The organism is Xanthobacteraceae bacterium, from assembly GCA_019454205.1.
In the GTDB taxonomy this organism is placed as follows: Bacteria; Pseudomonadota; Alphaproteobacteria; order Rhizobiales; family Xanthobacteraceae.
Genome location: CP075369.1, coordinates 2,237,797 through 2,263,952 on the forward strand (window position 1 = coordinate 2,237,797; position 26,156 = coordinate 2,263,952).

A 26,156-nucleotide genomic window follows, 5' to 3' on the forward strand; every position below is an offset into this window, starting at 1 on the left:
TCACTTCGGTTCCAGAAGCGCTTCAAGCGCCTCGATACGATCCGCTTCTTTTGGCGGTTTGTCCCAGCGCAATCGATTGATTCTTGGAAACCGCATCGCGACCCCGGACTTGTGCCGTTTCGAGCGCGCCAGTCCCTCGAAGGCCACTTCGAGCACGAGGCCCTTATTCGCTTCGTGGGCGACTTCTCGCACGGGACCGAACTTGTTCACCGTGTTCCGCCGCACGAACCGGTCGATCTCTTTCAGTTCCTCGTCGGTGAAACCGAAATAAGCCTTGCCAACGGGAACGAGTTGTTCGCCTTCATCGCCATTCTTCCAGACACCGAACGTGTAGTCGGAATAAAAAGAGGACCGCTTGCCGTGTCCGCGTTGCGCATACATCAGAACCGCATCGATCAGTTTCGGATCGCGCTTCCATTTCCACCACGGCCCTTTCGGCCGTCCCGGCTGATAAATGGAATCGAGGCGCTTGAGCATGACGCCCTCGACCGCATCGGCGTCTTCTCCTGCTCCATTGGCTTCCGGATTTGCGCGCGCCTCTGCCAGTTCCTGCCAGGTCCGGAATGCAACCACCGGAGAAATATCGACGCGGGAATCGTTCAACTTGCGAATAAATTTCTCGAGGCGTTTGCGCCGCTCGGCAAAAGGTAGATCCCGAAGATCTTCGCCGGCTTCGGACAGAAGGTCGTAAGCGCGAATATGTACAGGAAACTCTTCGAGCAGCTGCGATGAAATCGCTTTCCGGTTTAGGCGTTGCTGCAGGACGTTGAACGTCTGCACCCTGCCCTCGCGAAGGATTAACAACTCACCGTCGATAACGGCGTCGAGCGCGAGCGCAGAAACCAGATCCGGAAAACTCTTCGTGATCTCCTCTCCGGTCCGCGAATAAAGCCGGGTAACGCGCTTTCCGGATTTATCCAGGCCACTCGCCGCCTGCATGCGGATCCCATCCCATTTCCATTCCGCTGAAAACTCTTTCGGATCGAGCTTTTCGAAATCGGCTTCATCGATCGCATGGGCAAGCATCGCGGGGCGAAACAGTACTGGATTGTCCGATTCCGGTGCGTCGCCGTTTCCTTCCAGCCAGGCAAAGAGCTTTTCATAAGGCGGTTCTAAGCCGGGCCAGATCAGTTCAACGTCGGTCACATTGTGCCGACCGAGTGCGGCGGCCGCGGTTTTCGCAAGCCGCGCAGACACGCCGATGCGTAATCCTCCGGTGACAAGTTTCAATAAGGCCCATCGGCCTTTTTCATCGAGGGCATCGAGCCAGCGGACGAGTTGCCCCGGCATTTCGAGCTTTCCGAGCGTAGTCAGTGTCTCGACAATTTCGGCGAGCGTCGGAACGTAATTGCGGCGTTCTTCGTTCGACGGCCAAAGCAGCGCGATCGTTTCCGAGAGATCGCCGACATAATCGTAACTCAGCGCGAACAACTCCGGATCGATACGATCCGAAATAAGCGAGCGCAATAGCGCCGGCTTGGCATGCTTGAACGATAAAGCGCCGGTGAATGCAGCAAGCGCATAGCCACGGCTTGGGTCCGGCGTGCTACGAAAATAATCGGAAATCAGCTTAATCTTGTTGTTTCGTCCAGGCTCATAAGCGAGACGGTCGAGCAACTCGGCAAAACGATTCACGCGGAATCCTCCGCAGGTTTGTCGAGTTGGTTCTCCGCCTCTTCGTCGCCATAGCCGACAATTGCAAGCGGCCGCGCCTTCAGGCCTTTGGACTTCGCCCAATGTACGATTGCGTCTTCCTGCCCGTGTGTCACCCAGACTTCGCCCGCACCGGTCGCCGTAATCGTCTTGATGAGGCCGCTCCAATCGGCGTGATCCGAGATCACAAGCGGCAAATGGATTTGGCCTTGCCGCGCCCTTGCGCGCACGCGCATCCAGCCCGACGCAAAGCAAGTCACCGGATCGGAAAATCTGCGCGACCACAAATCGCTCATCGCCGATGGCGGACAGATTACAATTTTTCCCGCTAGCTCGGTTTTCTTGGCCCCTTTCACGAGTTCGATGGGGCCGAGCGGAATGCCGCGTTCTTCATAGTAGGCGGTGATCTTTTCCAGCGCGCCGTGAATGTAGATCGGCTGGTCATACCCGGCGTTGCGGATGAGCGCGATGACGCGCTGTGCCTTGCCCAGCGAATACGCGCCCACGAGATGCGCGCGGTCAGGAAACAGTCTCGCGCTCTCGAGCAGCTTTCGGATTTCCTCTTCCGGTTCGGGATGACGAAACACCGGAAGGCCGAACGTCGCCTCTGTAATGAACACATCGCACGGCACAAGCTCAAACGGCGTACAAGTTGGATCGGCCACGTCCTTGTAGTCTCCGGACGCCACGATCCGGCAGCCATCCGCTTCTACCGCGATCTGTGCGGAGCCAAGCACATGGCCCGCCGGATGGAAGGTCGCTTTCACGCCATCGAGTCTGACGGTCTCGCCGTAGCGGATTTTCTGCACCGATCCGGCAAAATTCTCGCCATAGCGCAACCGCATGATGTCGAGGGTTTCGGGTGTCGCCAGCACATGCTTATGGCCGGCGCGCGCATGATCGGAATGTGCGTGCGTGATCAGAGCGCGGTTCACCGGGCGCGTTGGATCGATATGGAACTTTCCGGACTTACAAAAGACCCCCGACGGTGTCGGGGTCAGCAATTGTTCAGGGCGCATTTTCTGAGAATAGGTATAGGGCGCGTGGATTGCGAGGTTGCTCGGCTCCCGTAGCGGTGACGGCGCATTCGCCTTATCTCTCTATTTGTGATCGCGCTCGATAACCCGCCATTGCCGCCGCGGTTCAAAGCCTGGTTTGCAAAAAACGGCTGGGAACCGCATCCGCATCAGCTTGCGCTTTTGCAGAAAGCGCGGGAGGGCCGCTCGGCGCTTTTGATCGCGCCGACCGGAGGCGGCAAGACGCTCGCCGGATTTTTGCCCAGCCTGATCGAGCTTGCGGGCACTCTGACTTCGAATCTCAGCCTTAAATCCGCAGGCCGCTCACTTCGGAGAACACGCGGGCTGCACACGCTCTATCTTTCGCCACTGAAGGCGCTTGCCGCGGACATCCAGCGAAATCTCGAGCGCCCGATCGGTGAAATGAAGCTTTCGATCTCGGTCGAAATGCGCACTGGCGACACGCCCCTATCTGCTCGCCAGCGGCAGCGGCGGCGGCCGCCGGACATATTGCTCACTACCCCGGAACAGCTCGCGTTGCTGCTCGCTTCGCCGGACGCGCCGTTTTTATTTGCTGACCTCAAAAGAGTCGTACTCGATGAATTGCATTCGCTGGTCGTATCCAAGCGCGGCGATCTGCTTTTGCTCGATCTCGCACGACTAAAGACGTTAGCCCCCGATCTGCAATTCGTCGGTTTGTCCGCGACCGTCGCAAATCCCGACGAACTCTGCGATTTTCTGGTCCCGGGCGACAAGACCGCCGATCTCGTGCTCGCCCGTGAAGGCGCCGAACCAAACGTTTCGGTGCTCGATTTCGGTGCCGAGATGCCATGGTCCGGGCATTCCGCCCGCTATGCCTACGAAGAAATCTACAAACTGATCGAAAAGCAGAAGATGACGCTGATTTTCGTCAACACGCGAAGCCAGGCGGAGATAGTTTTCCGAGAAATCTGGAATATCAACGAAAGCAATCTTCCTATTGCTTTGCATCACGGATCGCTCGACGCGACGCGACGTCGCAAAGTCGAAGCCGCAATGGGTGCCAGCAAATTGCGCGCCGTGGTTTGCACTTCGTCGCTCGATCTCGGCATAGATTGGGGCGACGTCGATCTCGTCATCCACGTCGGCGCGCCGAAAGGTATTTCGCGGCTTCAGCAGCGCATCGGCCGCGCCAATCACAGACTCGACGAGCCATCCCGCGGCATTCTCGTGCCGTCCAACCGCTTTGAAGTGCTCGAATGCCGGGCAGCGGTCGCGGCCCTCGCGAAGCGCAAGCAAGATACGCCGCCGCTGCGCACCGGCGCGCTTGACGTGCTGTCGCAGCACATCTTCGGAATGGCCTGCGCAGGTGCCTTTGAAGCCGACCGGCTCCACGACGAAGTGAAAAGCGCAGCGCCCTATCGTAACTTGAGCCGCAAGGACTTCGACGACGCGATCGATTTCGTCGCGACGGGCGGTTATGCGCTTCGCGTTTACGAGCGCTTCGCCCGCATTCGGAAAGGCGCCGACAATCTGTGGCGCCTTACGAACCCGCGTTTTGCGCGTCAATATCGGATGAACGTCGGAACGATCGTCGAATCGCAGATGCTGCGCGTTCGTCTCATTCGGGGCGTAATAAAGCAAAAGAGGTGAAACGCGTGGTCGCGCGGCCTGGTCGTGTGCTCGGACAGGTCGAAGAATATTTCGCGGAAAATCTCGTGCCGGGAGACACCTTTATTTTCGGCGGGGAGATTTTGCAGTTCGAAGGAATCAGCGAGAATGACGTACTGGCGTCGCGGGCAAAATCCGCCGACCCGAAAATTCCCGCCTACGACGGAGGAAAGTTTCCGTTGTCGACCTTTCTTGCGGAAGGCGTGCGTGAACTGATTTCCGAACCGAAACGCTGGCGCGAACTACCGGATGCTGTCCGTGAATGGCTCGAACTGCAGAAGATACGCTCCGCTTTGCCGCAGCTGGACAATCTACTGGTCGAGACATTCTGGCGTGCAGATAGAAGTTATCTCGTCTGTTACCCGTTTGAAGGTCGCCTCGCCCACCAAACGCTCGGCATGTTGCTTACTCGCCGCCTCGAACGCGCAAAACTGAGACCGCTGGGCTTCGTCGCGACCGAATATTCGCTTGCTGTCTGGTGCCTCGGCGACATCGACGGCGCGATCAAGTCTCGTACGTTGGCGCTGGACGATCTTTTCGATCAGGACATTCTCGGCGACGATCTCGAAACCTGGCTCGCCGAGACCGCTTTGATGAAGCGCTCTTTCCGCAACTGCGCGCTGATCTCCGGCCTTGTCGAGCGCCGCTTCCCGGGAATGGAAAAAACCGGCCGGCAAGTGACCATCTCGACGGATCTTATTTATGATGTGCTCCGCAAACATCAGCCCGATCATCTGCTGCTTCGCGCCGCCCGCGCGGACGCGGCATCCGGACTGCTCGACATCCGCCGTCTCGGCGAAATGCTTTCTCGCATCAAGGGTCGGATCGACCATAAAGCGCTGGAACGCGTCTCGCCGCTTGCCGTGCCGGTAATGCTGGAGATCGGGCGCGAAACGGTTTATGGCGAATCCGCCGACGCGGTTCTTTCAGAAGCTGCGGAAGATTTGATTCGGGAAGCGATGTCCGATGCGCAACGAAAGCCCGCGACCAAGAGCAATGGAACTCGCGCTCGGCGGCGAGCGGTTCCTTGCTGATCGCAGCGGCGCGCTTTATTGGCCGGCGGAACGCACCCTTATCGTTGCCGATCTTCATCTCGAAAAGGCTTCGTTTTTCGCAGCTCGCGGCGTGATGCTGCCGCCCTACGACACAAACGCGACACTCGAGGCGCTTTCCCAAGTGCTCAAGGTCTATGAACCTATCCGTGTCATCGCACTGGGTGATAGTTTTCACGACGGCGGAGGCGGTGCAAGGCTTTCGCCTGAAAGCAGGGCCGCGCTGCTCGCCCTTCAACACAGCAGAGAGTGGGTCTGGATTTCCGGAAATCACGATCCAGATATTATCGAAGAAATCGGCGGCCGCTTTTCAGAGGTTTTTCAGCGCAGGAATCTTACATTTCAGCATCAGCCCGGCAGCGGAGCCTTTGAAATCGTCGGACATTTCCATCCGGTCGCGAGAGTTTATGTTCGGGGGCGGACGGTTCGGCGCCGTTGCTTTGCGGCATCCGAACGCAGGATGGTACTTCCGGCCTTTGGATCGCTAACCGGGGGCTTTAATATTCGCGACACAGCCTTCCTCGGCATCATGGACGGAGAATTCTTCGCTCACATGTTGGGTAACGAAGAGATTTTCTCGTTCGCCGCGGCGCACTGCCTGCCAGACTAACGATCCTTCAAGGAACTCTCCAGCCTGACCCACGTGGTCTGTTGATCGTATTAGAGAAATCATCGAACGCTACGCGAATGAAACTATTTTTTAGGCACTGCGGCGCTTGGAGATGCCTTGAGTTTCCAACTTATTTGATTTGCAGAACTTCTTAATAAGTTCGCAGACGTTCGTCAGAGTATGATAGAATAGAGTCGAAGTTCGTGGCGCTGCAAGAAGTTGATATCCGCCGCGATGCTCCAAAACGTGCTGTTCGCCTAAGGCCGTTGGAAGCCGCTGGTGGCATTCATCTGACGACAAAATACCCGTATAAAATCGCGGATGAATGGAGCTGCTGGCAAGCGTCTTGGCGCATCTGCCAATCTGACAATCGACCAGGCAACGCTGACTACGCCCCTACGGCTGACCGTGGCGGCTGCGCTCGCCTTTCCCGATGGATCGATGACCGCTTCCGGCCTTCGCCGTGAGCACGAGCGCGGACGCTTGGTCGTCGAGCGTATCGCTGGAAAACTCTACACAACGCTAGCCGACATTGAGAGGATGAGAAGGTTATGCCGCGAAGAAAGAAAGGCCCCAGACTCTGGTTACGAAAACCCCGGAAGACTGACCGAACCCGGCGACGCGCTGCCTGGTTCATTCTCGATGGCGTCAGGCAGATCGCCACAGGATGCGCTCCGGCAGAAACTGAGCGCGCCGAACAAATGCTCGCCGAATACATCGGGGGAAAATACCAGCCGTCTCGCAAAGCGCGCGACATCGAAAGTATCGTGATTGCCGATGTGCTCTCGATTTACATGGATGACCGCGTGCCGCTTCAAGCCCGTCCAGAGTGCGCTCGCGATCGAATTCGTCGTCTGAACGAGTATTGGGGGGCGCTCCGCCTCTCCGACGTGAACGGAGCTACTTGCCGGGCATACGTGCAATGGTCGGGATCAGCCGGCGGAAGCCGTCGCGATCTCGAGGACCTTCGCGCGGCCATCAACCACCACAGTAAGGAAGGTCTGCATCGCGGCATTGTTCGCGTAACGCTGCCGCCAAAGGGACCACCACGCGACCGTTGGCTGACACGCGGCGAAGTGGCTGCGCTGGTCTGGGCCTGTTGGCGAGCTCGGGAGATTCAGACCCAGCACCGGGGGCGTTTAAGGGGACAGAGGATCACGACCGATAAGCGACCGTTACAGCACGTCGCTCGGTTTATCCTTATCGCGCTCTATACGGGAACCCGCGCCGCTGCCGTCGCTGCTGCATCTCCCTATCGAGCGGAAGGCCGATCGTACGTCGATCTCGAACGAGGGCTGTTCTACCGGCTTGCGGAGGGTGCCAAGGCGACCAAGAAGCGGCAGCCTCCGGTTCCCTTGCCCTCTCAACTGCTGAGCCACATGAGGCGCTGGGCCAATAAGAAGATTGCCAAATCGCATTTTGTCGAGTGGCACGACAAGCCGGTCAAGTCGGTTACAGTTGGCTTTCGGAGCGCGGTCCGCCGTGCCGGGCTGAAAGGAAAGGTAACGCCCCATACGCTGCGCCATACGGCGGCGGCTCATGCAGGCTGGCGTATCGATGTGGGAAGCCAGCGGGTTTCTCGGCATGACGCAGGAGACGCTGGAGAGCGTTTACGGTCACCATCATCCTGACCATCTGCGCAACGCAGCGAATGCTATTGGCCACCGGCACCGGGAATCATTGGCCCAATCATTGGCCGCGCAACCAGTGCCGCGTCAGCCTTCTTCGCAACCGATTGAAAAGATTGGTGGGCCTGCCTGGACTCGAACCAGGAACCAGACCGTTATGAGCGGTCGGCTCTAACCATTGAGCTACAGGCCCGGAAAGATGCGCGGCAAACTATCAAGCGCCACCGCTTCGTACAACGGCCACGCTGTGACCGTAAATGAGCCGCGTTGCCTTGGCTATTTGCCCGCATCAAGGGAGGACCAACAATGATCTCGCTTCGCTCGCTCATCCTGACGCTGACGGCCAGCGCATTGCTCGCCGGCAGCGCTCTCGCGCAATCGGACAGCCCGCGGATCTCGACGCTTTCGCTCACCGGTCAGGGTGTGGTTACCGCAAAACCGGATGTAGCAACCGTGCAGGTCGGCGTGGAAGTCATCCGCAAGACCGCGAAGGAAGCAATTGCCGAAAACTCTACCCTGCTCGGCGCGGCGCTGAAAGCTGCGAAGGACTCCGGCATCGAACCGCGCGACCTGCAAACCGCGGGCCTGTCGCTCTCCCCCGATACGGTCCGCCCCGACAAGAATCAGCCGGTTCGCATCGTCGGCTATCAAGCCAACAACATGCTCTCGATCCGCGTCCGCGACATCGAGAAACTCGGCGGCCTGCTCGACCGCCTGATCGTGGCCGGCGCCAACGACATTCAGGGCATCCGCTTCTCGATCGACAACCGCGCGCCGCTGATCGAGGAAGCGCGCAAGCTCGCGATCAAGGACGTGCTGCGTAAGGCGAACATTTACGCGGAAGCCGCGAACCTGCGCCTCGTCCGCATCCTGTCCATCAGCGAGAGCGGCGTGAACTTCCCGCAGCCGATCATGCTGCAACGGCAAGCCGCGCCGGGACGCCCGGATGTGCCGGTCGAGGCAGGCGAACTTGCCGTTACCGTGCAGGTGAATATGTCGTTCGAAGTCGCGCCGAAGTAACCGCGTCGCTTACGTCTTCATCAGGCAAGAGTCGGGCTTCTCGCCCTTCTCGCGATTGAATTCGTCCACGAGTATGACGCGCGGCTTGAAGGACTTGGCTTCCTGTTCGTCCATCTGCGCATAGGCGCAGATGATGACATGGTCGCCTTTCTGGACGAGCCGCGCGGCCGCGCCGTTCAGCGTGATCGCGCCCGACTGCGACGGCTCCTCGATCACATAGGTCGCAAAACGCGCGCCCGACGAGATGTTGTAGATTTCCACCCGCTCATTTCGCAGAAACCCGGCCGCGTCCATCAGCGCGCGGTCGATCCCGATCGAACCTTCGTAATGAAGGTCGGCACCGGTCACTACGGCGCGGTGGATCTTGCCTTTTATCAGCGTCAGCAGCATGACTCCGTCTCCTGGTCTCCTGCGAAGGGCGGGCGTATAGCGCCTTTCCCTTCCCGCGTCAGTATTTTTTGCGCAGAGGCAACCCTGCGCTTGCGGAATGGTTCTCCTTACCTATGTGACGCCGCGTCAGGGAGAGCCTCGATGGCCCGTATTTTCGATTCTGCACGCGATTTCGACCGCGCCACCGGCGCAAGCGTCGAGGAACGCCTCGTCCGGCTGGAGCGGCTGGCGACGCTGATGGACGCCGCGCTGGTCGTGCCCGGCACCAACATCCGTTTCGGCGCCGATGCAGTGATCGGCCTGATCCCCGGCGCGGGCGATCTGGTCTCCGCCGCGATCTCCAGCCTGATCGTGCTCGAAGCCCGGCGCATGGGCGCGCCCGGTCATTTGGTCGCGCGCATGGTCGGGAATATCGCGATTGACGGCGCGGTTGGCACAGTTCCGGTGCTCGGCGACATCTTCGATGTCGCCTTCCGCGCCAACCTGCGCAACGTCCGGCTACTGCGGAAACACTTCGAGAAGACGGACCGCCTCTAGGCTTCCGGCGACGGGAACACAAGAGAGAACCGGCTTGTAGCGTCGGCGGCGAAGTCACGCCCGCTACCTGCGGACAAGCCGTTCTATTTCCTCGTCCCGAACATGAGCACCAGCAGCCCGATCAGGGTCGCCGCCGCCATCACCAGAAACGGGATCGTATAACCGGCGCTCCAGTCGTACAGCACGCCGATGGCGGCCGGCCCGCCGGCGACGCCGACCATGGTCACGAACTGGCTCATCGAATAGATGCGGCCGTATTCCAGCGTGCCGAAGCGGTCTGCCAGCAGGATCGGATGCATCATCAGCGAATTGCCGATGGTCAGCCCGAACATCACCACGCAAGCGAGAATGGCGAAGCGGTCTCCGGCAAACGCCAGGAGGAACAACGAACAACCCTGCACCGCCATCAGCACCAGCGCGAAGGTGCGCGGCTTTACGCGAAGCAGAAGCCAGCCGCCGGTCAGCCGTCCCGTGATGCTGGCGGCGGCGAGAAACGCCAGCGAAAGCGCGGCAGTACGCGAACCATCGCGGACATTCGCAAGCCGGAACAGATGCGCGATCGCGCCAACCTGCGCGCCAAGCAGAAACAGATAAGCGATGGATACCGCGTAGAAGAACCCGGAACGCTTCGCTTCTGCGTAGGTCACGGAAGGCACTGGTACCTGCGGCGCTCCGTCCGCCGCGCGAGCACCACCATCCGGCTCCAGCCCGTATTGCGCGGGACTGCCGCGCAGGGCCAGCCATGTCACCGGCGCGATGCCGAGAAAAAACACGGCCGCCATCCACGGCCCGGTGCCCGCCAGCCCCCCACGCTCGATGGAAAGCGCGACGAAGGGTGCGATGAAAATTCCGCCGAGCGAAAGGCCCGTGAAGGCGACAGAAAGCGCAAGCGCGCGCTTCACGTTGAACCAGCGCGTGACGATGGTGGTAAGCGAAACCAGTCCGGTTCCGCCATAGGCCGCCCCGAACGCCGCGTGGAACAGGAACAACTGCCAGGTCGAATAGAGATAGCCGACCGAGAACAGGCACACCGCGCCGAGCGCCGCACTCACCACGATCACCGCGCGCGGATCGAATTTATCGACCAGCCTGCCAGCCACGACGCCCGCAAAACCACCAGCGATGAAGAAGGTCGCCGTCGCCGCGCTGGTGAGCGATACGGGAAAACCGCGCTCGACCACGAAGGCGTTCAGCAGCACCGACAGGTTATAGAACGCCAGCCCCGACGTGATGGTCGTGATGAAGCACACGGCTGCGACGATGTACCAGCCGTAGAAGATGCGGGATTCGCGCGGCATTTGCGGGAAGGTTCCGGAGAGAGGCCGCGCAACCTATTCGCTAACCCCGTCTCCACGCAATCGGAAGCCGCGCGGTGCTGCCATGCCGCGCGTGTCGAGGCGGCCCGCTACGCGGAAGGCTTCTTGTTTTCCAGCAGAAGCTGCTTGCCCTGCTTCTCGATCAAAACCTTCGCCTGCTCCGCCATCTTGGCGAGAAGCCACGGCAGCGCGACGTCGATGACCACATGGTCCTCGCGCACGTCGATGGTGCCGGCCGCGTTCTGTCCGAGCATGGACACATTGAAGGAGAGCCGGTCGCCGTCCCAGGTTTCGTCCGCGAACTTCATCAGTCCGCCGCCCTTCTCGCGGGCCGCCGCGAAGCCGCGCTGGATGCGGCCGCGCGCTTCTTCCTTGCCCAGCTTGTGCGAAATCGTGACCGATACTTTCTCTGCCATGACCGAATTCCCGGAAAAGCCGTTCCCGGCCATGTAGGTGATGCGGCGGGAAAACAGAAGGGTTCGGCAGGAAAAACTTTCGCTGGCTTACGCCTTGGCTCCCGCCGTTCCCGCGCCGCCCGCGGACCTGCCCGAACGCGACGTAAAGAGCAGCCAGCTCGCAATCGCGACGTTCAGAAGGTTCCACGCAAGGCCGTTCGCGAACGCCGCCTGGTAGGAGCCTGTGTAATCGAAGATCGCGCCCGACACCCACCCGCCGAGCGCCATGCCGACGATGGTCGAGAAGATGACGATGCCCACGCGCACGCCCGATTCCTGTGGCGGGAAATATTCGCGCACAATCACCGCGTACATCGGCACGATGCCGCCCTGAAACAGCCCGAACAGGATCGAGACGACATAAAGCGAAGTGAGGCCATTAAAGAAGAGATAGAGGAACAGCGCGACGCCCTGCAGGAACGAACCAAGCAGCAACGTCGCAACACCGCCGATACGATCGGCGATAAAGCCGGAGCTGACGCGGCTGATAATCCCGAACGCCAGCATCAGCGAGAGCATTTCCGCGCCGCGCGCCACGCCATAGCCGAGGTCGCCGCAATAGGCGACGATATGAACCTGCGGCATCGACATCGCTACACAGCAGGCGACGCCCGCGACGCAGAGAATAATCATCAATGCGTTCGAGGAGATGCCGAGCGCGTTGCGCGCGCCCGTCGCCGCGGCATTGGCCTGCACGGCTTCCGCCAGCGCGATGCGCGGCCGAAACACAAACGTAAGCGGCAGGATCGCGATGAGGACGAAAAGACCGATCCAGAATTGCGTTTGCCGCCAGCCGAGCGACGACGACATGTATTGCACGATGGGCGGCCAGATCGCCCCGGCAAGGTAATTGCCGGATGCCGCCATCGCCACTGCGATGCCGCGCCGCTTCGTGAACCAGTGCGAGAGATCGGCCATCATCGGCGCGAAGGTCACCGACGCGCCGATCCCGATTAAAATATGAGTCAGCGCGAACAGGAACAGCGTCGGCGAAATGCCGGAAAGAAGATACCCTGCCGATAGCGAAGCAGTGCCGATCAGCATCGGGATGACGATGCCGTAGCGATCGGCGACCTTGCCAAGCGCAACACCGCCGATGCCGAAGCCGAGCATCGTAAGCGTGTATGGCAGCGTGGCGTCCGCGCGCAGTACGCCGAAATCGCGCTGCACCGCCGGCAGGATCACCACGACCGACCACATGCCCACCGAACCGATCGCGCCCGCAAGCAGCGCGACCCATAGCCTTACCCAAGCATAGCGGGACTCGGCGATGCCGGTGGCGGGAGATGATTGGAGGATTGAATTCACGACGACCCGTTCTCTTCGCGTCCTGTTCGCAGGTCAAGCCGCATTGCAGCGAAATGCGGCGTCAAGTCATGACACGCGCGCATCGGCTCCATGCCTTGGCGGGATGCGAGAACGGCGGAGTATCGTCTTCTATTTGTCGCGGTCGTACTGGTGTTGCACCGGCGAGTCGTTTTGCGCCGGTTGCGGCTGTGGCCGCTTCACGCTCCCCGGCGGCGTATACGTTCCACGGCCGCCTGTTGCCTGTTCGGTAAACGCCTTGACCGCCACTTGCCGGAATACGCTTGCCCGCCGCCATAATGTGCGCAGGAAGATGAAGACCGCGAGAAAAGTGCCTACCAACGCGACACCGACCGAAGCGAAAATCGAACCTAGCAAGCCGCCGAGGAAATCCTTGCGGATGGAAAGCAGACCACGCTGGTTGTTCGACGCCTCGCGATAAGTCGCGGAAACGCTGTAGTTACCGGTTTCCGGAATCCTGAATTCGAAAATGCTGAAACCGCTTTGCCCGCCGTAAGAATAGCGGGACGGAACGCTCGACGCGACGACAGGAATTTCAGCCCCCGCCGCGCTGCGGATCGTGACACGCAGGCCAGAAATGCTTCCCTGGGATATGACTACCTCGCCATCGACCACTGCGCGACTGTCGGAGAAAATCGAATAGGTACCGCGTTCGAGGCGTAGCGTTTTCGTTTCTGGCGCGACGAGACGAAGCACATTGTCGCCGCCCCCGAACACAGTCAGCAGCACGATAACGCCGGGCGCCAGCATCGAGCCGATGAAGAGAACCAGCGCGACGAGATACCAGAACCGCCCCGGCGCCTGTCTCGCGATTTCCTGATTGAGGCTCATGTACCGATACTCCCGGATTAAAAGTCGCAAACCACAAGCGGCGGCGTCAAATCACGCTTCCGCGGGGACGGAACCGAAACGAAACGCGGAAAGGTCGAGGTGCGGCTCGCCACCAAGTGCCTGCGCTATCGTTTCGCCAATCGCCGCCGAATGTTTGAACCCGTGCCCCGAACACGCGGAGACCACCATAACGCGATCCATATGCGGATGCCGGTCGATGATGAAACGCGCATCCGGCCTGTACGCATAAAGGCAGACGGCGCTACGCAGACATCTTTCGCTGATGCCGGGAAAATACGGCTGCACGTAAGTCTCGTAGGTCGCGCGCGTTTCCGCATCGCTGACCGTGCGGTCCACATCCGCGACACACTTCACCGGAAGATATTGTTCGGTACCGAGTTTGATGCCGCCATCCGGTCCGTCGAGTGCGGGAAAACCGTAGACGATCTGCGGCTCTGGCACCTGCCAGCAGAACACCGGAAACTTCTCCGGCGAATAATCCTCGAACGCCTCGCCTTCGCGAATTGCGAACCAATGGATCACTTGCCGCAGGATTCTCGGCGCAACATCCTCGCGCTCTCTCAATAGCTCCCGCAGCCACGCTCCCGCGCACACGACGAGATGCTCCGCTTCATAGCGCTCGCGGTCCGTAACGACGCGAACCAAGCCGTCTTCCTGTGCGAACGAAACGACCGTTTCGTCCATGCGAAATTCCGCGCCACGCTCTTTCGCAAACCGCAATTGCAAGCCGATGCAGCGTTCCGGCCGCACGAAGCCCGACGTGTCGTCGAGATAAATCCTGTCAGACTCACTCACCGCGAACGCCGGCGACTGGGCACGAAATTGCTCCGGCGAAGGCATCCGGTAGGAAACCTTCGCGGCTTCCGCCGCTTCTACCGTGGTCTCGAGGAAGTGCGCATTGCCATGCAACGCCGCACCGCCCGGACTCTGGATGACTGCCAGTCCGTTCTGCGTGAGCAGGCTTTCTCCGCCTTCCTTTTCGAGACCACGCCAGATTTCATGTGAACGCCTTGCGAACGGCGTGTATTCGATCCCCTCCCCGCAGGCGATGCGCGTGATGCGCGTATCGCCGTGCGACGAACCGAATGTATGCGGCGGGTGATGACGGTCGATGCCGAGCACACGCGCACCACGCTTCACAAGCTGATACACGCTGGCCGCGCCCATCGCACCGAGACCGAGCACAATAACGTCGTATGATTTTTGCACTTCCCGCAGCCCATGAAACTTTCCGGCAACGTGCGACAGGCGCTTGCGAACGTCAAATGGGAGCGATGATACGAAGCGCTTTGGGCACGACGATATATTCGAGCGGCGTATATTCGCGCATCAGTTCGCCGTCGGTCGCAACCCAGGCACGCCGGCGCGAACGCTCGACGCGCACGCGCGTTGCCGTATAGCTTTCGATGCCGGGATTATCGCGCCATCGCCCCGTGACGAGATCGGCTCCTGCCTTCAATCGTGCGGCTGTGGCCTTGTCGGTCGCGAAATGACATTCCAGCACGCCCTTGTCGAGCGTCTCACGCCGCCACGCTTCACCGGTGAAGCGGTTGACAGTGACGAGTAATGCATAGGTTTCGATGCTGCGTTTTTTGCCGTCGATATCGAGTTCTAGCGAGAAATGGCCAGTCCGCGAGAACGCGCGCCATGCAGCCGCTACAACCTGCACCGCCTTGCCCGGAAGACTGCGCACCTCCTCACGGGCGCGCGCCATCTGGCTGAAAAATCCGATACCCGACAGAGTGTGAAATAGCCGCCCGTTCAACCGCGCCAGATCAACCTGCCGTTCCTTGCCTGAAGCCAGCGCCGAAAGAGCATCTTCCAGTTTCGGCGGCATCCCCAGATCGCGCGCGAACAGGTTCATGGTGCCAAGTGGAAGTACGCCGAGAGCCTGCTTGGTACCGGCAAGCGCGCTCGCAGCACAATTCACTGAGCCATCGCCGCCGCCAATGATGAGCGTATCGTAGCCAGTTTTCGCGCCGTTGTGGATTTCGCGAACAATTTCCCTGCCGTGAGTCAGAACGACGCGAATCTCGCGCCCGGGGCCGGCCAGAGTCTTCTCGACGATGTCGCGAATCTCTCCGCCATTACGGCCGAGCAGCGATCCTGCACGCTCGTTCAGAATAACGAGTACATTCTTCATGGGCGGGCAATAGGCGATTGTTATGCCTCGTTCAGACCCGCTCCGCGCTCGGAGAGAAAACGCTCCGCCTTCGACGTAAGTTCATAAGGCGCGAGCGATGCATCATCCTCGTTCGAAGGCGTGACGTAACCCGCTACAATCAGGCCTTCGATAGCGCGGCGCTTCTCGCTATTCAGCGAAAGCGGCGCCTTTTGGCCAATGTCGACCATCAGCGAGATCTGTTCGTCGGAAATGCCGGACATGACGAAACCCTCCGCGTGGTGCGCGGCCGGTATGGCGGATTCGCGCAAAGCGTAGAGTAACGCGCAGCATGGCAGCAAAGTTCCATGCCGCGAAGGATAGAAGGTTCGATTAGGCCCGCTTGAGAAGAGGCTCGGCAAGTGCGGGTTCGTGCAACCGGTAACAATCCCGGCCGCTATGCTTCGCTGCGTAAAGCGCCTGATCCGCTTCGGCGATCAAACGCTCGGACCGGCGGCCGATGTCGTTACGCCACTGGGCGACGCCGATGCTCGCCGAGATCGAGATCGGCTCGCCATTCTCCGGCGTCCATTTCGTGCGGCAGGCTTGCAACACGCGCCGCGCGACCATCGCGCCTTCGCGCAGTGTCGTCGAAGGCATGACGACGCAAAACTCATCCCCGCCGATGCGGGCAAGCAGATCCCCGCTGCGCAATTGGGACTGCACGACACCCCTCAGCAGCCGCAGACATTCGTCGCCGGCCGCGTGACCCTGGCTATCGTTGATCGTCTTGAAACGGTCGAGGTCGATCATCAACAACGCGAAAGGATCCTGCGTGCGATCGGAGCGCGCGCATTCCTCTTCCAGCCGCATCTGGAACTGCCGGCGGTTGGCGGCTCCCGTCAGATCGTCGGAGAGCGCGAGATCGGCCACTTCCGCGCGCAGACGGTCGATCGCCATCAACAGGAAACCGAAGTTGAGCGCCATGCTCGAAAACACGAGCAACACGAGCAACGACGCCTGCATCGTATTGAATTCCGTGAGCGATACCTCGCCGCCAATATCGAAAGCGCTGGCAACAGGCCGCGCCAGATAAATAACCATGCAGAAGACCGTGATGAACCCGGTCATGCGTGCGCCCGGACGCTGCGGTCCATTCTTGCGCGACAGCAGAAGCGGCAGCACCGCCAGGAGCGGGATTACTTGCGCGAGCGAATACACAAATATGCGCGCCGGCATATTGTCCTGCCATAGCGTGAAAGCGGTCAGGCCGAGCATGCAAATGCCGGTGACCACAAACGACAGACGCCACATCAACGGCCGTTCGTACAGCCGCTGAATACCCATGGAGGCGAGGAAGCCCGCGAAAACGAACAGGCCACCACCGGCGACAATCGGCACCAATGGATGCGCAATGCCACGCAGGATGGAAGTCGCAGCACCCAATGCCGCGATTGAGGCAGCCGCGGCCCAGAAACGCGCCGCTCCGAAATTCGGATAGCTGCGCATGACGTAGAACCAGACCAGTCCCAGCGACACGAAATTGATGAAGAAGACGATGAACAGCGTGGGTACGCTAAGCATGGCGCACCATGCAGCGGTTATGCGCGCGCGATTGTCCGTTGCAGTTATCTGTCCGGCGCATTTTTCCGAAGGCTCCCGTTCGCGAAGCTCTTCTCCCCCGATATTGCGGTAATCCTGCGCGACCGCGCTTAAGGAAGCATCACCCCTGTGCGTGGAACCCGGTTCGTGGTTTTGAAAAGGTTAACGCCGCGTGGGTTGCTTGATGCAATTATCAAACGTTAGCAGCCAAAGTTTGCGGCTGATCGGCTACTCTCTCCGCAACTGCTCCGCAAAATAATGCAGTGTCTTGCGGTACACCTCCGAGCGATTCCACTCGCGCAGCACCATGAAATTCGGCGTGCCTTCGCCAAAAGGCTGACCGCGCTGCCAACCGTTGGTCGCGAGCAGGTTCGCGGTCGAGGCCAGCACATCCGGCACAGAGCGGCGCAGGTTGACGTGCCCATCGCCATCGAAATCGACCCCGTACTTTATGTATGAACTAGGCAGGAACTGCGTCTGGCCGATCTCACCCGCGTAAGCACCGATCAGCTCCTTGTTGGTGAGGTCGCCGCGCTGGATGATCTGCAGTGCCGCGAGCAATTCCTTCTGGAATAGATCGGTGCGGCGGCAATCGTGCGCGAGCGTCGCCAGCGTCTTCACCACCGAGAGGCGGCCCATATCACCACCGTTGTCGGTCTCCATTGTCCAGATCGCCATGATGAGTTCGCGCGGCACGCCGAAGCGCTGCTCCACGCGGTCGAACAGCCGCGCGTGGCGCTGGAGCAGGTTCTTCGCGCGCTTCACGCGCGCGGGCGTTACACGCGTTTTCGCGTAATCCTCCCACGAACGCTTGAAGGTGTTGCGCTGGCGGCGGTCGAACTGCAACACCTTGGCGTCCTGCTGGACGCCCTCGAATTCGTCGTCGATCACCCGCTGCGAAATGCCCTGCTGGCGCGCCTCGCGCGAGAATTCGGCGATGAAACGGTCGAAGTCGCCGCCGCACTTGGCGGCGTGCGCGGGTAATGCGAGGGCGAGCGAAAAAATTAAAACAACAAGCGTGCGGAGAATCATGTGCGGCCATGCATCGGGTTCGTCGTGGCCGGATTTATTCCGGCCATCCACGCCTTATTCAAGGCGGACGAAAAGAACGAAATCCGGACTTCTACAGGGGTTCAGTTGCCAGACTGCAGCAGCGCGCGCGGGCCTTCCATGTGCCCGGCGGGCGGGTCTTCCTGCACGACCACTTCACGCGCACCGGGGAAGCTCGCTTTCGTGATGCCGGGCGCACCCACGACGACGATGCGGCGGATGCGGGCGCGCTCCTCCGGTTTCAGCGCATTCCAGACTGCGGTGGCGTTAAAGCCGCCGCCGGAGAAACCATAGAGCGCGGTGACGCCACCTTCGCGGATGCGCTTGAGCGCAAGCTGCACCTGCGGGCCGCCATCGGCCGCGACGTCAATCACTTCGCCCGCATAACCGTGTTTGCGGGCATAGGCGAGCGCGGCGTTGTCATCGAGCAGTCCGCGCGGGGCGTTGTCGCCCGCGACACCGCGCAGGATCAGCATGGTGCCGAAAGCCCCCGCCGAAAACCACGCATAAATGCCGACGAGGAGAACGAGGCCGAGCACGATGCTGGCGGCGGTTTTCCTGCCGAACGATGCTTCGCTACGGGTTTTCGAGGTATCGAAGATGAGGGACATGAGTGCGCTTCCGGCTGGTTCAGCCGATAACGGCGAAAGCAAGCGGAAGTTCCAGCGCCATCTTCAATCCTCAACATCGGCATTTTGCCGCGCACCGGCCTTGAGCCGCGGCAGCACATGGCGCTGCATGAACACGTCGACGAAGGCGAACTCCCGGACATAGCAGGCGTCGTTTCCGCCGATGCAGACGCGCGCCCGGCGGCAGCCGGATTGATGACAACGCTGCGGATGGCCTGCCGCGCGCACTATCGCCTTGGCGAGCAACTGCCACCCTTCGCTTGCAGCGAGCGAAGGATTGCGCGCGACAATGCGCGGCGGCTTCATGGATTTCGGCAATGTTCGCGGCAAATCCGAAGGCAGTGGAGGCGCGTTGTCCTGCGCGGTAATTGCGATCTGCTCCGGCCTGCGCTTCTCCGCACGCTTTTTCGGCGCGGGCGGAATTTCGCGCGAGTGCATCAGGAGGCGCTTGCCGTTGTGCTCGTGCGTAACGGGATTGCCGGTTTTGAGTGGATTGTCGAGCGCGTCGATGGAAGCGGAAAAACGTTTCATGCAGGCAGCATCCTTCGTTCGCGCGGGCGAAGTGCCTCGCGCGTTTTGGTTGCTCCCTCTCGTGATCCACCGCTGACCCTCGGTGGGAAGGCACCCCTTGAGAAGGGGTGAGCCAGGCGCCGGAGGCGCGTGGGTGTTGCCGCCCGCGAGGGGTGAACCTCGCGGGAACGCCTCTCGGCGCCCGGCTCAGGCGGCGTCTGCTAGCGCCTCAGGACCGTGCTTCCGGGACCGGAATTTGGCGCGGCCCGCTGTAAGCGGGCAAAGCGCAACGCGGGGATTTCTCCCGCGCTTCCGGTCCCCATTCCAGCCATCACGAAACCGGTTTCGCGGCTTCGCGCCTCGACGAGCGAGGACGGCGGCGCGTCGTATTGCGCGCGGACGGTGACCCGAGGCTCCCCGGTATCTTCAGGCTGCGAACCTGAGACAGCGGGCGCCGCACCCTCCCCCGCTTCACGACGCCTCGAGAAACGCCCCTTTGAAGGGGAAGGTGATAGGAATATAGGCCTATATTTTTTGTTTGTCAATTTTTTCAGTTTAGCTCAAGATTTAACGATGTAGGGGGGAGTGAAATGTCAGAGCCAACTTTTGAACAGCAGCCATTTGGAGATACTACATTCGCGGAAAATCCGGATCGGAGATGCCCGTGTCTACTACTACTGGATAACTCGGGATCAATGCGCGGAGCACCCATAAACGAACTAAATGAAGGGCTAGTTCAATTTCGCGACGAACTATTGTCTGACAGTCTCGCTGTAAAAAGAGTTGAGGTAGCGATTGTAACTTTTGGCCCTGTGAAAGTAGAACAAGAATTCGTTACAGCCGATCAGTTTCAATCTTCTCCGCTCGCAATAGCGGGCGATACCCCGATGGGACAGGCAATCGAGACAGGCTTACAACTTCTTAAAAATAGGAAAGACGCTTACAGAGCGAACCAAATTCCGTACTATAAGCCTTGGGTATTTTTAATAACGGACGGCGGCCCAACGGACGCTTGGCAAAACGCCGCACAACTTGTTCGGGAAGGCGAAGCGAGTAATGCGTTTAGTTTTTTTGCGGTCGGGGTTGAGGGCGCTGACTTCGATACATTAAAAAAGATCTCTACTCGTGAGCCCCTGCACCTGCAAGGACTTAGGTTCAAGGAGCTTTTCAAGTGGCTTTCTGCCTCGCTTAGCTCGGTTTCGAGATCAAACCCTGGTCAGTCTGTACCACTTCAAAACCCAACAGGACCTAACGGTTGGGCAAGTGTCTAGATCAAACTATTGGACCATTGTAAGCGCAAGCGTCGCGGGATCTTCACATGTAATACTAGATAAACCCTGCGAAGACTCTGCAGTCTGCTTTGAAAAAAGTGGCAACGAAGGCTCTATACTGATTGCAGTTGCTTCGGACGGCGCGGGGAGCGCTGAGTTAGCTCGTATTGGCTCGCGTATTGTTGTTCGCAGCATAGCAAACGCAGTGAGTAAGTTCATAAATGATGGCGGCTCAATTCGTAGTATAAACGAAGAGACCGCCATGACATGGATCGATCAAACACGCGATGCCATTGGTCATATTGCGTCAAAGAGTAGTCGAAGTTTACGAGACTATGCTGCGACGTTGGTTGCAGCGATAGTTTCCGATGAATATTTCGTATTAATTCACGTTGGCGACGGCGCCTGTGTGGTCGCTGAGGAAAACAGCAACAACTATGTAGTTCCAAGCTGGCCCGCGCAGGGCGAATATGCATCGACAACCTTCTTTGTAACTCAAGACCCCCTGCCGCCTGTGAATCTAGTTTCGCTTGAAGGCCGATTTGATCGCATTGCGGTCTTTACCGACGGGATTGAATCTCTAGTTTTAGAAACGGCCTCTCAGAAGGCGCATCAACCCTTTTTCGACAAATTCTTCTCCGCTCTACAGGGAGTGACCGCAGGCAGATCAAGATATCTTTCCAAGAATTTAAAAACCTTTCTCCAAAGCAAAGCAGTTTTAGATCGCACCGATGATGACAAGACATTGTTGCTCGCGCTTAGAGCTAACCACCACCAATGACGGCTTATTACACACAACTCGGCTCGCTAATTCGTCTTGGAAGGAAAATCGGCCAAGGCGGGGAAGGAAGTGTTTATTTAATTGAAAATAGCAACAACCTTGCCGCAAAAATATACCTTCCAAATTTAGCCGCTAGCAGACATCAAAAAATACAGGCTATGGTCGACGCCAAACTCGCCAAAGATACAAATTTTGTCGCGTTTCCATTACAAGCACTCTTTGACTCCCAGCATAAGTTCGCTGGCTTTTCGATGAACGTAGTGACTGGCCATAAGGCCATTCACGAATTGTACTCCCCCTCTAGCCGCAAAACTCATTTTCCGAATGCCAACTTTAAGTTTCTCCTGCGCGTAGCTTTAAATGTCGCGCGCGCGGTTGCAGCGGTGCATTCAACCAACTGCGTGATCGGTGACATAAATCATTCTGGAGTTCTGGTCTCCGAAAAAACTGGAACTGTTACGCTAATCGATAGCGACTCATTTCAGATTCGACAAGGAAGTTCAGTTTTTACATGTAAAGTCGGTGTACCTGAGTTCACGCCTCCAGAACTACAGGGCATAGATTTCTCAAAGGTACTGAGGACTACTAATCACGATACTTTTGGTTTAGCGGTACTGGTCTTTCAGTTGCTTTTCATGGGTCGTCATCCTTTTGCGGGTCGAGTAGCGAACGGCCGTGACGCCCCCGAGCTTGAAAGAGCAATCGGAACATTCCGATTTGCTTACGCACGGTCTAGCGTCACTACAAATATGCTGCCCCCGCCTGGAGTACCGACGCTTGTTGATATTCCCCAAGATGTAGCTGCGGCTTTTGAAAGTGCGTTTTTGAGTCGTGGACAACGACCGAGTGCAGCAACTTGGGTTCAGCTTCTCCAAAAGATGGAAAAGTCAATTACAACCTGCCGCAGCAATATTTCGCATCACTATTCCTCCACAGCAAGCACCTGCCCTTGGTGCAAAATGGAGTCCGTCTTTCCAGGAATTTTTCTTTTTGGTACTACTTCGAAGATTTACACCGTAGCGGCTGTTGATATCCGCGGACTCACCGGCGCACTATCTGCGATTAAAGATCCTGGGGTTGCGCCGCAACTAAACACTCTAATTGCCAGCGTTCAGAATCTAAATGTAAGTCCAAAAGCTGCTTCTATTCGAGACAATAGAAAGCGAAGAATACTTCAAGCGGCCGCTCTATTTGCTGCCGGCGCCATACTAACTTTTACGACAACAGGTGTAATACAAGTTTTAGGAGTTGGTTCACTGATCGGAGCAGGAATATTCGCGACCCGCACTCCGTTTGATGCAAATACGCTTCAAACAAACAAGATAATTGCCGAGAAAAACTGGGCGAAAATATCTGCTGACTGGAACTTGTATTCAAATAGCGATCAATTCAGAACTGCAAAAGAGGAGGCTACTAGAGCAATAAACGAGCTAGCTGATATTTCAAGCTACAAGGAGAAATTGATTCGTGAGCTCGAACAAAAAAAGCGAGCCAACCAAACTAGACAGTTCTTAGAGCGCTTCAGAATCGATTCCGCAAGAATTCCACACGTTGGACGAGGTCGAACTCTTCAACTTGCATCTTATGGAATAGAAACTGCAGCAGATATTTCGCGAAGTCGCATCCAAGCGATTTCTGGCTTTGGGAGCACTATAACTAGTGAATTGCTAAGTTGGCGACAAACTATTGAGCAGCGCTTTGTCTACAACGCAAAAGAATCTATTGACCCAAAAGAAATTGCAGACGCGAAAACCAAAGTCGCACAGGAACAGGCAAAACGCCTGACTAAGGCCCGAGGTGAAATACATCGAGCAAGACAAGCTAGTGCCGACTTATTAGCGAAACGGGCGGCCCTTCGAATACCGGCTCAGAATGCCTATCATGCGTTAGTGCAGGCAGAGCATGACCTAAAAGTCGCATTCGCTCCCACAATACTTGAGAAGAATCGTGCGCTTGTTCTTGGAGTATTCATCTTGGCAATTGCGATTACTGTTCTGGGAATTAATAATTTTAAAAGCTCTTTATTAAGTTCGCGATCCTTTGAACCTTTACCGAAAAACAATGCTCCGGTCGTAATTGCACCCAAAAACGTTCCAGCGCCGCCAAGTCCGAAAATCGAAAGTACTCGCCCCAATACTCAGAACATAGTGCCTCGAATGCTACCCAACGGCCCTCCAAAACAGCCGCTCCCGCCTAACACAAAAAAAACAGAGCCTAGTGAGGTGCTTATCCCGCAATTGCCCCCTCCAGTAGAGATTTTGCCCCAGGTGGTCGCACCACAAGTGATAAGCCCACAAATAGCGCCAGAGCAAAAATTGCCCACGAAACAAGGAGCGCCGAAGTCGGACCCATGGTCTGGTTTTCGATAGATTCAACTTGCGAGTAAAAAACCGCGGGGTTCATTACCCGGCGTTTTTGCATTTCAGGTATCTGGATCCCGGGTCTTGCGTCGCTCCGCGACACGCACGGGATGACGCAAGAGTGTCAGTTATCGAGGAACGAGCGCAGCTTTCTCGACCTGCTCGGATGCTTCAGCTTCCGCAGCGCCTTCGCCTCGATCTGGCGAATGCGCTCGCGCGTCACCGAGAACTGCTGGCCGACTTCCTCCAGCGTGTGGTCGGTGTTCATGCCGATGCCGAAGCGCATGCGCAGCACGCGCTCCTCGCGCGGCGTGAGCGAGGCCAGCACGCGGGTCGTGGTCTCGCGCAGGTTCGACTGGATCGCGGCGTCGATCGGCAGCACCGCGTTCTTGTCCTCGATGAAATCGCCAAGATGCGAATCCTCCTCATCGCCGATCGGCGTTTCGAGCGAGATCGGCTCCTTCGCAATCTTCAGGACCTTACGCACCTTCTCCAGCGGCATGCCGAGCTTTTCGGCGAGTTCTTCCGGCGTCGGCTCGCGGCCGATTTCGTGCAGCATCTGCCGCGAGGTGCGGACGATCTTGTTGATGGTCTCGATCATGTGCACCGGGATGCGGATGGTGCGCGCCTGATCCGCGATCGAGCGCGTGATCGCCTGCCTGATCCACCAGGTCGCGTAGGTCGAGAACTTGTAGCCGCGGCGATATTCGAATTTGTCGACCGCCTTCATCAGGCCGATGTTGCCTTCCTGAATGAGGTCGAGGAACTGCAGGCCGCGGTTCGTGTATTTCTTGGCAATCGAGATCACGAGGCGAAGGTTGGCTTCCACCATTTCCTTCTTCGCCTGCCGCGCCTCGCGCTCGCCCTTCTGCACCATGTGGACGATGCGGCGGAATTCCTGAATCTCGAGGCCGGTTTCGGTCGCGAGCGCATGGATGTCGTGGCGGATCTGGCGGATGCGATCCTTTTCCTGATTGACGAAACCCTTCCAGCCCTTCGCGGCCATCTTGCCGACGCGCAGCAGCCACTTCGGATCGAGTTCGGAGTTCTGGTAATTCTTCAGGAAATCTTCGCGCTCGACGCCATGGCTTTCCGCGAGGCGCATGAGGCGCACCTCTAAGCCGACGAGGCGGCGGTTGATTTCGTAAAGCTGCTCGACGAGGGCGTCGATGCGGCTCTGGTTGAGCGAGAGCGACTTGACGTCCTTGACCAGCTCTTCCTTCAGCTTCTTGTAGCGGCGCTCTTGGCTGGGCGAGAGCGAGGAGTTCTTGAGCTTGTTCTCGACGTTCTGGTCTTGCAGCTTGCGCAGCCGCTTGTAGGCATCGGCGACGTTGTCGAAGGTCGCGACTACCTGCGGCTTCAGCTCGGCTTCCATCGCGGCGAGCGAAAGCGCGTTCTCCATATCGTCTTCGTCGTCGTCCGACTCCTGCGGACGCGGCGCGCCTTCTTCGTCTTCGTCGTCGCCCGGCTGGGTGGCGGGCGCCTGCTGGCGCGCGGCGGCGGCGGCCGCCTGCTGCTCGCGGATCGCGGCCTGACCGCCCATCGGCGGGTTCGGGTTCACCGGCTGGTTCTTCGCGTCGGGACCGGCGTAAGTCGCTTCGAGATCGATGATGTCGCGAAGCAGCGCTTTCGCTTCCGCGAGTTCGTCGCGCCACACGATGATGGCCTGAAACGTCAGCGGGCTTTCGCAGAGACCGGCGATCATCGCTTCGCGGCCCGCTTCGATGCGCTTCGCAATCGCGATTTCGCCTTCGCGGGAGAGCAGTTCGACCGAACCCATCTCGCGCAGGTACATGCGCACCGGATCGTCGGTGCGTTCGCCCGGCTCGGACTTCTTGGTGGTGGTCAGCGATTTCGAGGTGGTCTCGACCAGATCGCCGCCCGCATCATCATCGTCATCGTCGTCGGCGTCGGCTTCTTCCGCGTCCTCCGCCTCGACGACGTTGATGCCCATCTCGTTCATCATCGCGAGCACGTCTTCGATCTGCTCGGACGTGACCTCTTCCGACGGCATGACGTCGTTGAGCTGGTCGTAGGTGACATAGCCGCGCTTCTTCGCGGCCTTGATCATCTTCTTGACGGCGGCGTCGGAGAGATCGAGCAGCGGCCCGGCTTCACCTTCGCCATCGGCGGGCTGCTCGGTATTGCCGCCCTTCGCGGGCGCAGTGGCCGCGCCCGAAACACGCTTGAGGTTTTCGACGCCGGCGGCGGTGCGGCTCTTGTCCGCTTCCTTCGCGGCAGGCGCGCTCGCGGGCATCGGCTTGCCGCCGACGATGGCGCGCAGGAGATCCTTTGCCTTGCCGAAGGTGGCGCCGACCACGCCCTGCGCGGCCGCGTTCTTGCCGGC

Annotated in this window: 21 protein-coding genes, 1 tRNA gene and 2 pseudogenes; 8 read left to right on the forward strand and 16 right to left on the reverse strand. The window is 58.8% G+C overall.

Annotated elements, in window-relative coordinates; genetic code table 11:
• On the reverse strand, nt 1-1,635 hold the full coding sequence (locus tag KF794_11190) for a cisplatin damage response ATP-dependent DNA ligase (protein ID QYK46680.1): 1,635 nt from the start codon (nt 1,633-1,635) through the stop codon (nt 1-3).
• Nucleotides 1,632-2,672, reverse strand: a complete 1,041-nt coding sequence (locus KF794_11195; GenBank protein ID QYK44342.1) for a ligase-associated DNA damage response exonuclease — start codon at nt 2,670-2,672, stop codon at nt 1,632-1,634. Before KF794_11195 ends, KF794_11190 begins: the two co-directional genes overlap by 4 nt.
• Nucleotides 2,673-2,747: 75 nt before the next feature.
• On the opposite strand from KF794_11195, the pseudogene KF794_11200 reads away from it, so the two are divergent.
• The 3 genes and pseudogenes from KF794_11200 to KF794_11210 all read left to right on the forward strand — a co-directional run bounded on the left by KF794_11200 (nt 2,748) and on the right by KF794_11210 (nt 7,649).
• A pseudogene (locus tag KF794_11200) lies at nt 2,748-5,353 on the forward strand (ligase-associated DNA damage response DEXH box helicase).
• A complete protein-coding gene (pdeM, locus tag KF794_11205) occupies nt 5,286-5,981 on the forward strand; it encodes a ligase-associated DNA damage response endonuclease PdeM (protein ID QYK44343.1) in 696 nt (231 codons plus the stop codon). Before KF794_11200 ends, pdeM begins: the two are co-directional and overlap by 68 nt.
• Before the next feature lie 551 nt (nt 5,982-6,532).
• Nucleotides 6,533-7,649: pseudogene (locus KF794_11210) on the forward strand (tyrosine-type recombinase/integrase).
• A 77-nt stretch (nt 7,650-7,726) separates the two neighbouring features.
• On the opposite strand, the gene KF794_11215 reads toward KF794_11210, so the two are convergent.
• Nucleotides 7,727-7,802 (reverse strand) — tRNA-Ile (locus tag KF794_11215).
• A gap of 113 nt (nt 7,803-7,915) precedes the next feature.
• Between KF794_11215 and KF794_11220 the strand changes: the two genes are divergently transcribed.
• Nucleotides 7,916-8,629: an SIMPL domain-containing protein gene (locus KF794_11220; protein QYK44344.1), complete on the forward strand. Its 714-nt coding sequence runs from the start codon at nt 7,916-7,918 to the stop codon at nt 8,627-8,629.
• Nucleotides 8,630-8,638: 9 nt separating this feature from the next.
• Here KF794_11220 and KF794_11225 read toward each other — a convergent pair whose 3' ends face one another.
• Entirely contained in the window at nt 8,639-9,019 is a 381-nt protein-coding gene (locus KF794_11225) for an aspartate 1-decarboxylase (protein QYK44345.1), read from the reverse strand.
• 141 nt (nt 9,020-9,160) lie between these two features.
• Here KF794_11225 and KF794_11230 point away from each other — a divergent pair, with 141 nt between their 5' ends.
• A complete protein-coding gene (locus KF794_11230; GenBank protein QYK44346.1) occupies nt 9,161-9,556 on the forward strand; it encodes a DUF4112 domain-containing protein in 396 nt (131 codons plus the stop codon).
• Nucleotides 9,557-9,639: 83 nt separating this feature from the next.
• On the opposite strand, the gene KF794_11235 is transcribed toward KF794_11230, so the two are convergent.
• From KF794_11235 to KF794_11285, 11 genes are all read right to left on the reverse strand, one after another.
• The gene (locus KF794_11235; GenBank protein ID QYK44347.1) at nt 9,640-10,854 is read right to left on the reverse strand and encodes an MFS transporter; all 1,215 of its coding nucleotides are present in this window, start codon (nt 10,852-10,854) and stop codon (nt 9,640-9,642) included.
• A 107-nt stretch (nt 10,855-10,961) separates the two neighbouring features.
• Nucleotides 10,962-11,288 (reverse strand): polyhydroxyalkanoic acid system family protein, encoded by a 327-nt coding sequence (locus KF794_11240; protein QYK44348.1) that lies wholly within the window; start codon nt 11,286-11,288, stop codon nt 10,962-10,964.
• Between the two features lie 87 nt (nt 11,289-11,375).
• Entirely contained in the window at nt 11,376-12,527 is a 1,152-nt protein-coding gene (locus tag KF794_11245) for an MFS transporter (protein QYK46681.1), read from the reverse strand.
• A gap of 237 nt (nt 12,528-12,764) precedes the next feature.
• Nucleotides 12,765-13,484 carry a hypothetical protein gene (locus KF794_11250; GenBank protein QYK44349.1) on the reverse strand — a complete coding sequence of 240 codons (720 nt, stop codon included), beginning with the start codon at nt 13,482-13,484 and terminating at the stop codon, nt 12,765-12,767.
• A gap of 51 nt (nt 13,485-13,535) precedes the next feature.
• The gene (gene solA / locus KF794_11255; protein QYK44350.1) at nt 13,536-14,714 is read right to left on the reverse strand and encodes an N-methyl-L-tryptophan oxidase; all 1,179 of its coding nucleotides are present in this window, start codon (nt 14,712-14,714) and stop codon (nt 13,536-13,538) included.
• A gap of 52 nt (nt 14,715-14,766) precedes the next feature.
• Nucleotides 14,767-15,648 carry a diacylglycerol kinase gene (locus KF794_11260; GenBank protein ID QYK44351.1) on the reverse strand — a complete coding sequence of 294 codons (882 nt, stop codon included), beginning with the start codon at nt 15,646-15,648 and terminating at the stop codon, nt 14,767-14,769.
• A gap of 20 nt (nt 15,649-15,668) precedes the next feature.
• Nucleotides 15,669-15,890 carry a hypothetical protein gene (locus tag KF794_11265; protein ID QYK44352.1) on the reverse strand — a complete coding sequence of 74 codons (222 nt, stop codon included), beginning with the start codon at nt 15,888-15,890 and terminating at the stop codon, nt 15,669-15,671.
• Nucleotides 15,891-15,999: 109 nt separating this feature from the next.
• Nucleotides 16,000-17,190, reverse strand: a complete 1,191-nt coding sequence (locus KF794_11270; GenBank protein QYK44353.1) for a GGDEF domain-containing protein — start codon at nt 17,188-17,190, stop codon at nt 16,000-16,002.
• Between the two features lie 246 nt (nt 17,191-17,436).
• The gene (locus KF794_11275) at nt 17,437-18,240 is read right to left on the reverse strand and encodes a lytic murein transglycosylase (protein QYK46682.1); all 804 of its coding nucleotides are present in this window, start codon (nt 18,238-18,240) and stop codon (nt 17,437-17,439) included.
• A gap of 101 nt (nt 18,241-18,341) precedes the next feature.
• A complete protein-coding gene (locus KF794_11280) occupies nt 18,342-18,869 on the reverse strand; it encodes a hypothetical protein (protein QYK44354.1) in 528 nt (175 codons plus the stop codon).
• A gap of 63 nt (nt 18,870-18,932) precedes the next feature.
• Nucleotides 18,933-19,418 (reverse strand): hypothetical protein, encoded by a 486-nt coding sequence (locus tag KF794_11285; protein QYK44355.1) that lies wholly within the window; start codon nt 19,416-19,418, stop codon nt 18,933-18,935.
• 569 nt (nt 19,419-19,987) lie between these two features.
• On the opposite strand from KF794_11285, the gene KF794_11290 reads away from it, so the two are divergent.
• Genes KF794_11290 through KF794_11300 form a run of 3 tightly spaced genes read left to right on the forward strand, consistent with a single transcriptional unit; the run spans nt 19,988 to nt 23,818 of the window.
• On the forward strand, nt 19,988-20,668 hold the full coding sequence (locus tag KF794_11290; protein ID QYK44356.1) for a VWA domain-containing protein: 681 nt from the start codon (nt 19,988-19,990) through the stop codon (nt 20,666-20,668).
• Nucleotides 20,661-21,449, forward strand: a complete 789-nt coding sequence (locus KF794_11295; protein QYK44357.1) for a protein phosphatase 2C domain-containing protein — start codon at nt 20,661-20,663, stop codon at nt 21,447-21,449. The genes KF794_11290 and KF794_11295 overlap by 8 nt, the downstream gene beginning before the upstream one ends.
• The gene (locus KF794_11300; GenBank protein QYK44358.1) at nt 21,446-23,818 is read left to right on the forward strand and encodes a hypothetical protein; all 2,373 of its coding nucleotides are present in this window, start codon (nt 21,446-21,448) and stop codon (nt 23,816-23,818) included. Before KF794_11295 ends, KF794_11300 begins: the two co-directional genes overlap by 4 nt.
• A 115-nt stretch (nt 23,819-23,933) precedes the next feature.
• Here KF794_11300 and rpoD read toward each other — a convergent pair whose 3' ends face one another.
• The gene (rpoD, locus tag KF794_11305; protein ID QYK46683.1) at nt 23,934-26,066 is read right to left on the reverse strand and encodes an RNA polymerase sigma factor RpoD; all 2,133 of its coding nucleotides are present in this window, start codon (nt 26,064-26,066) and stop codon (nt 23,934-23,936) included.
• Between the last annotated feature and the right edge of the window lie 90 nt (nt 26,067-26,156).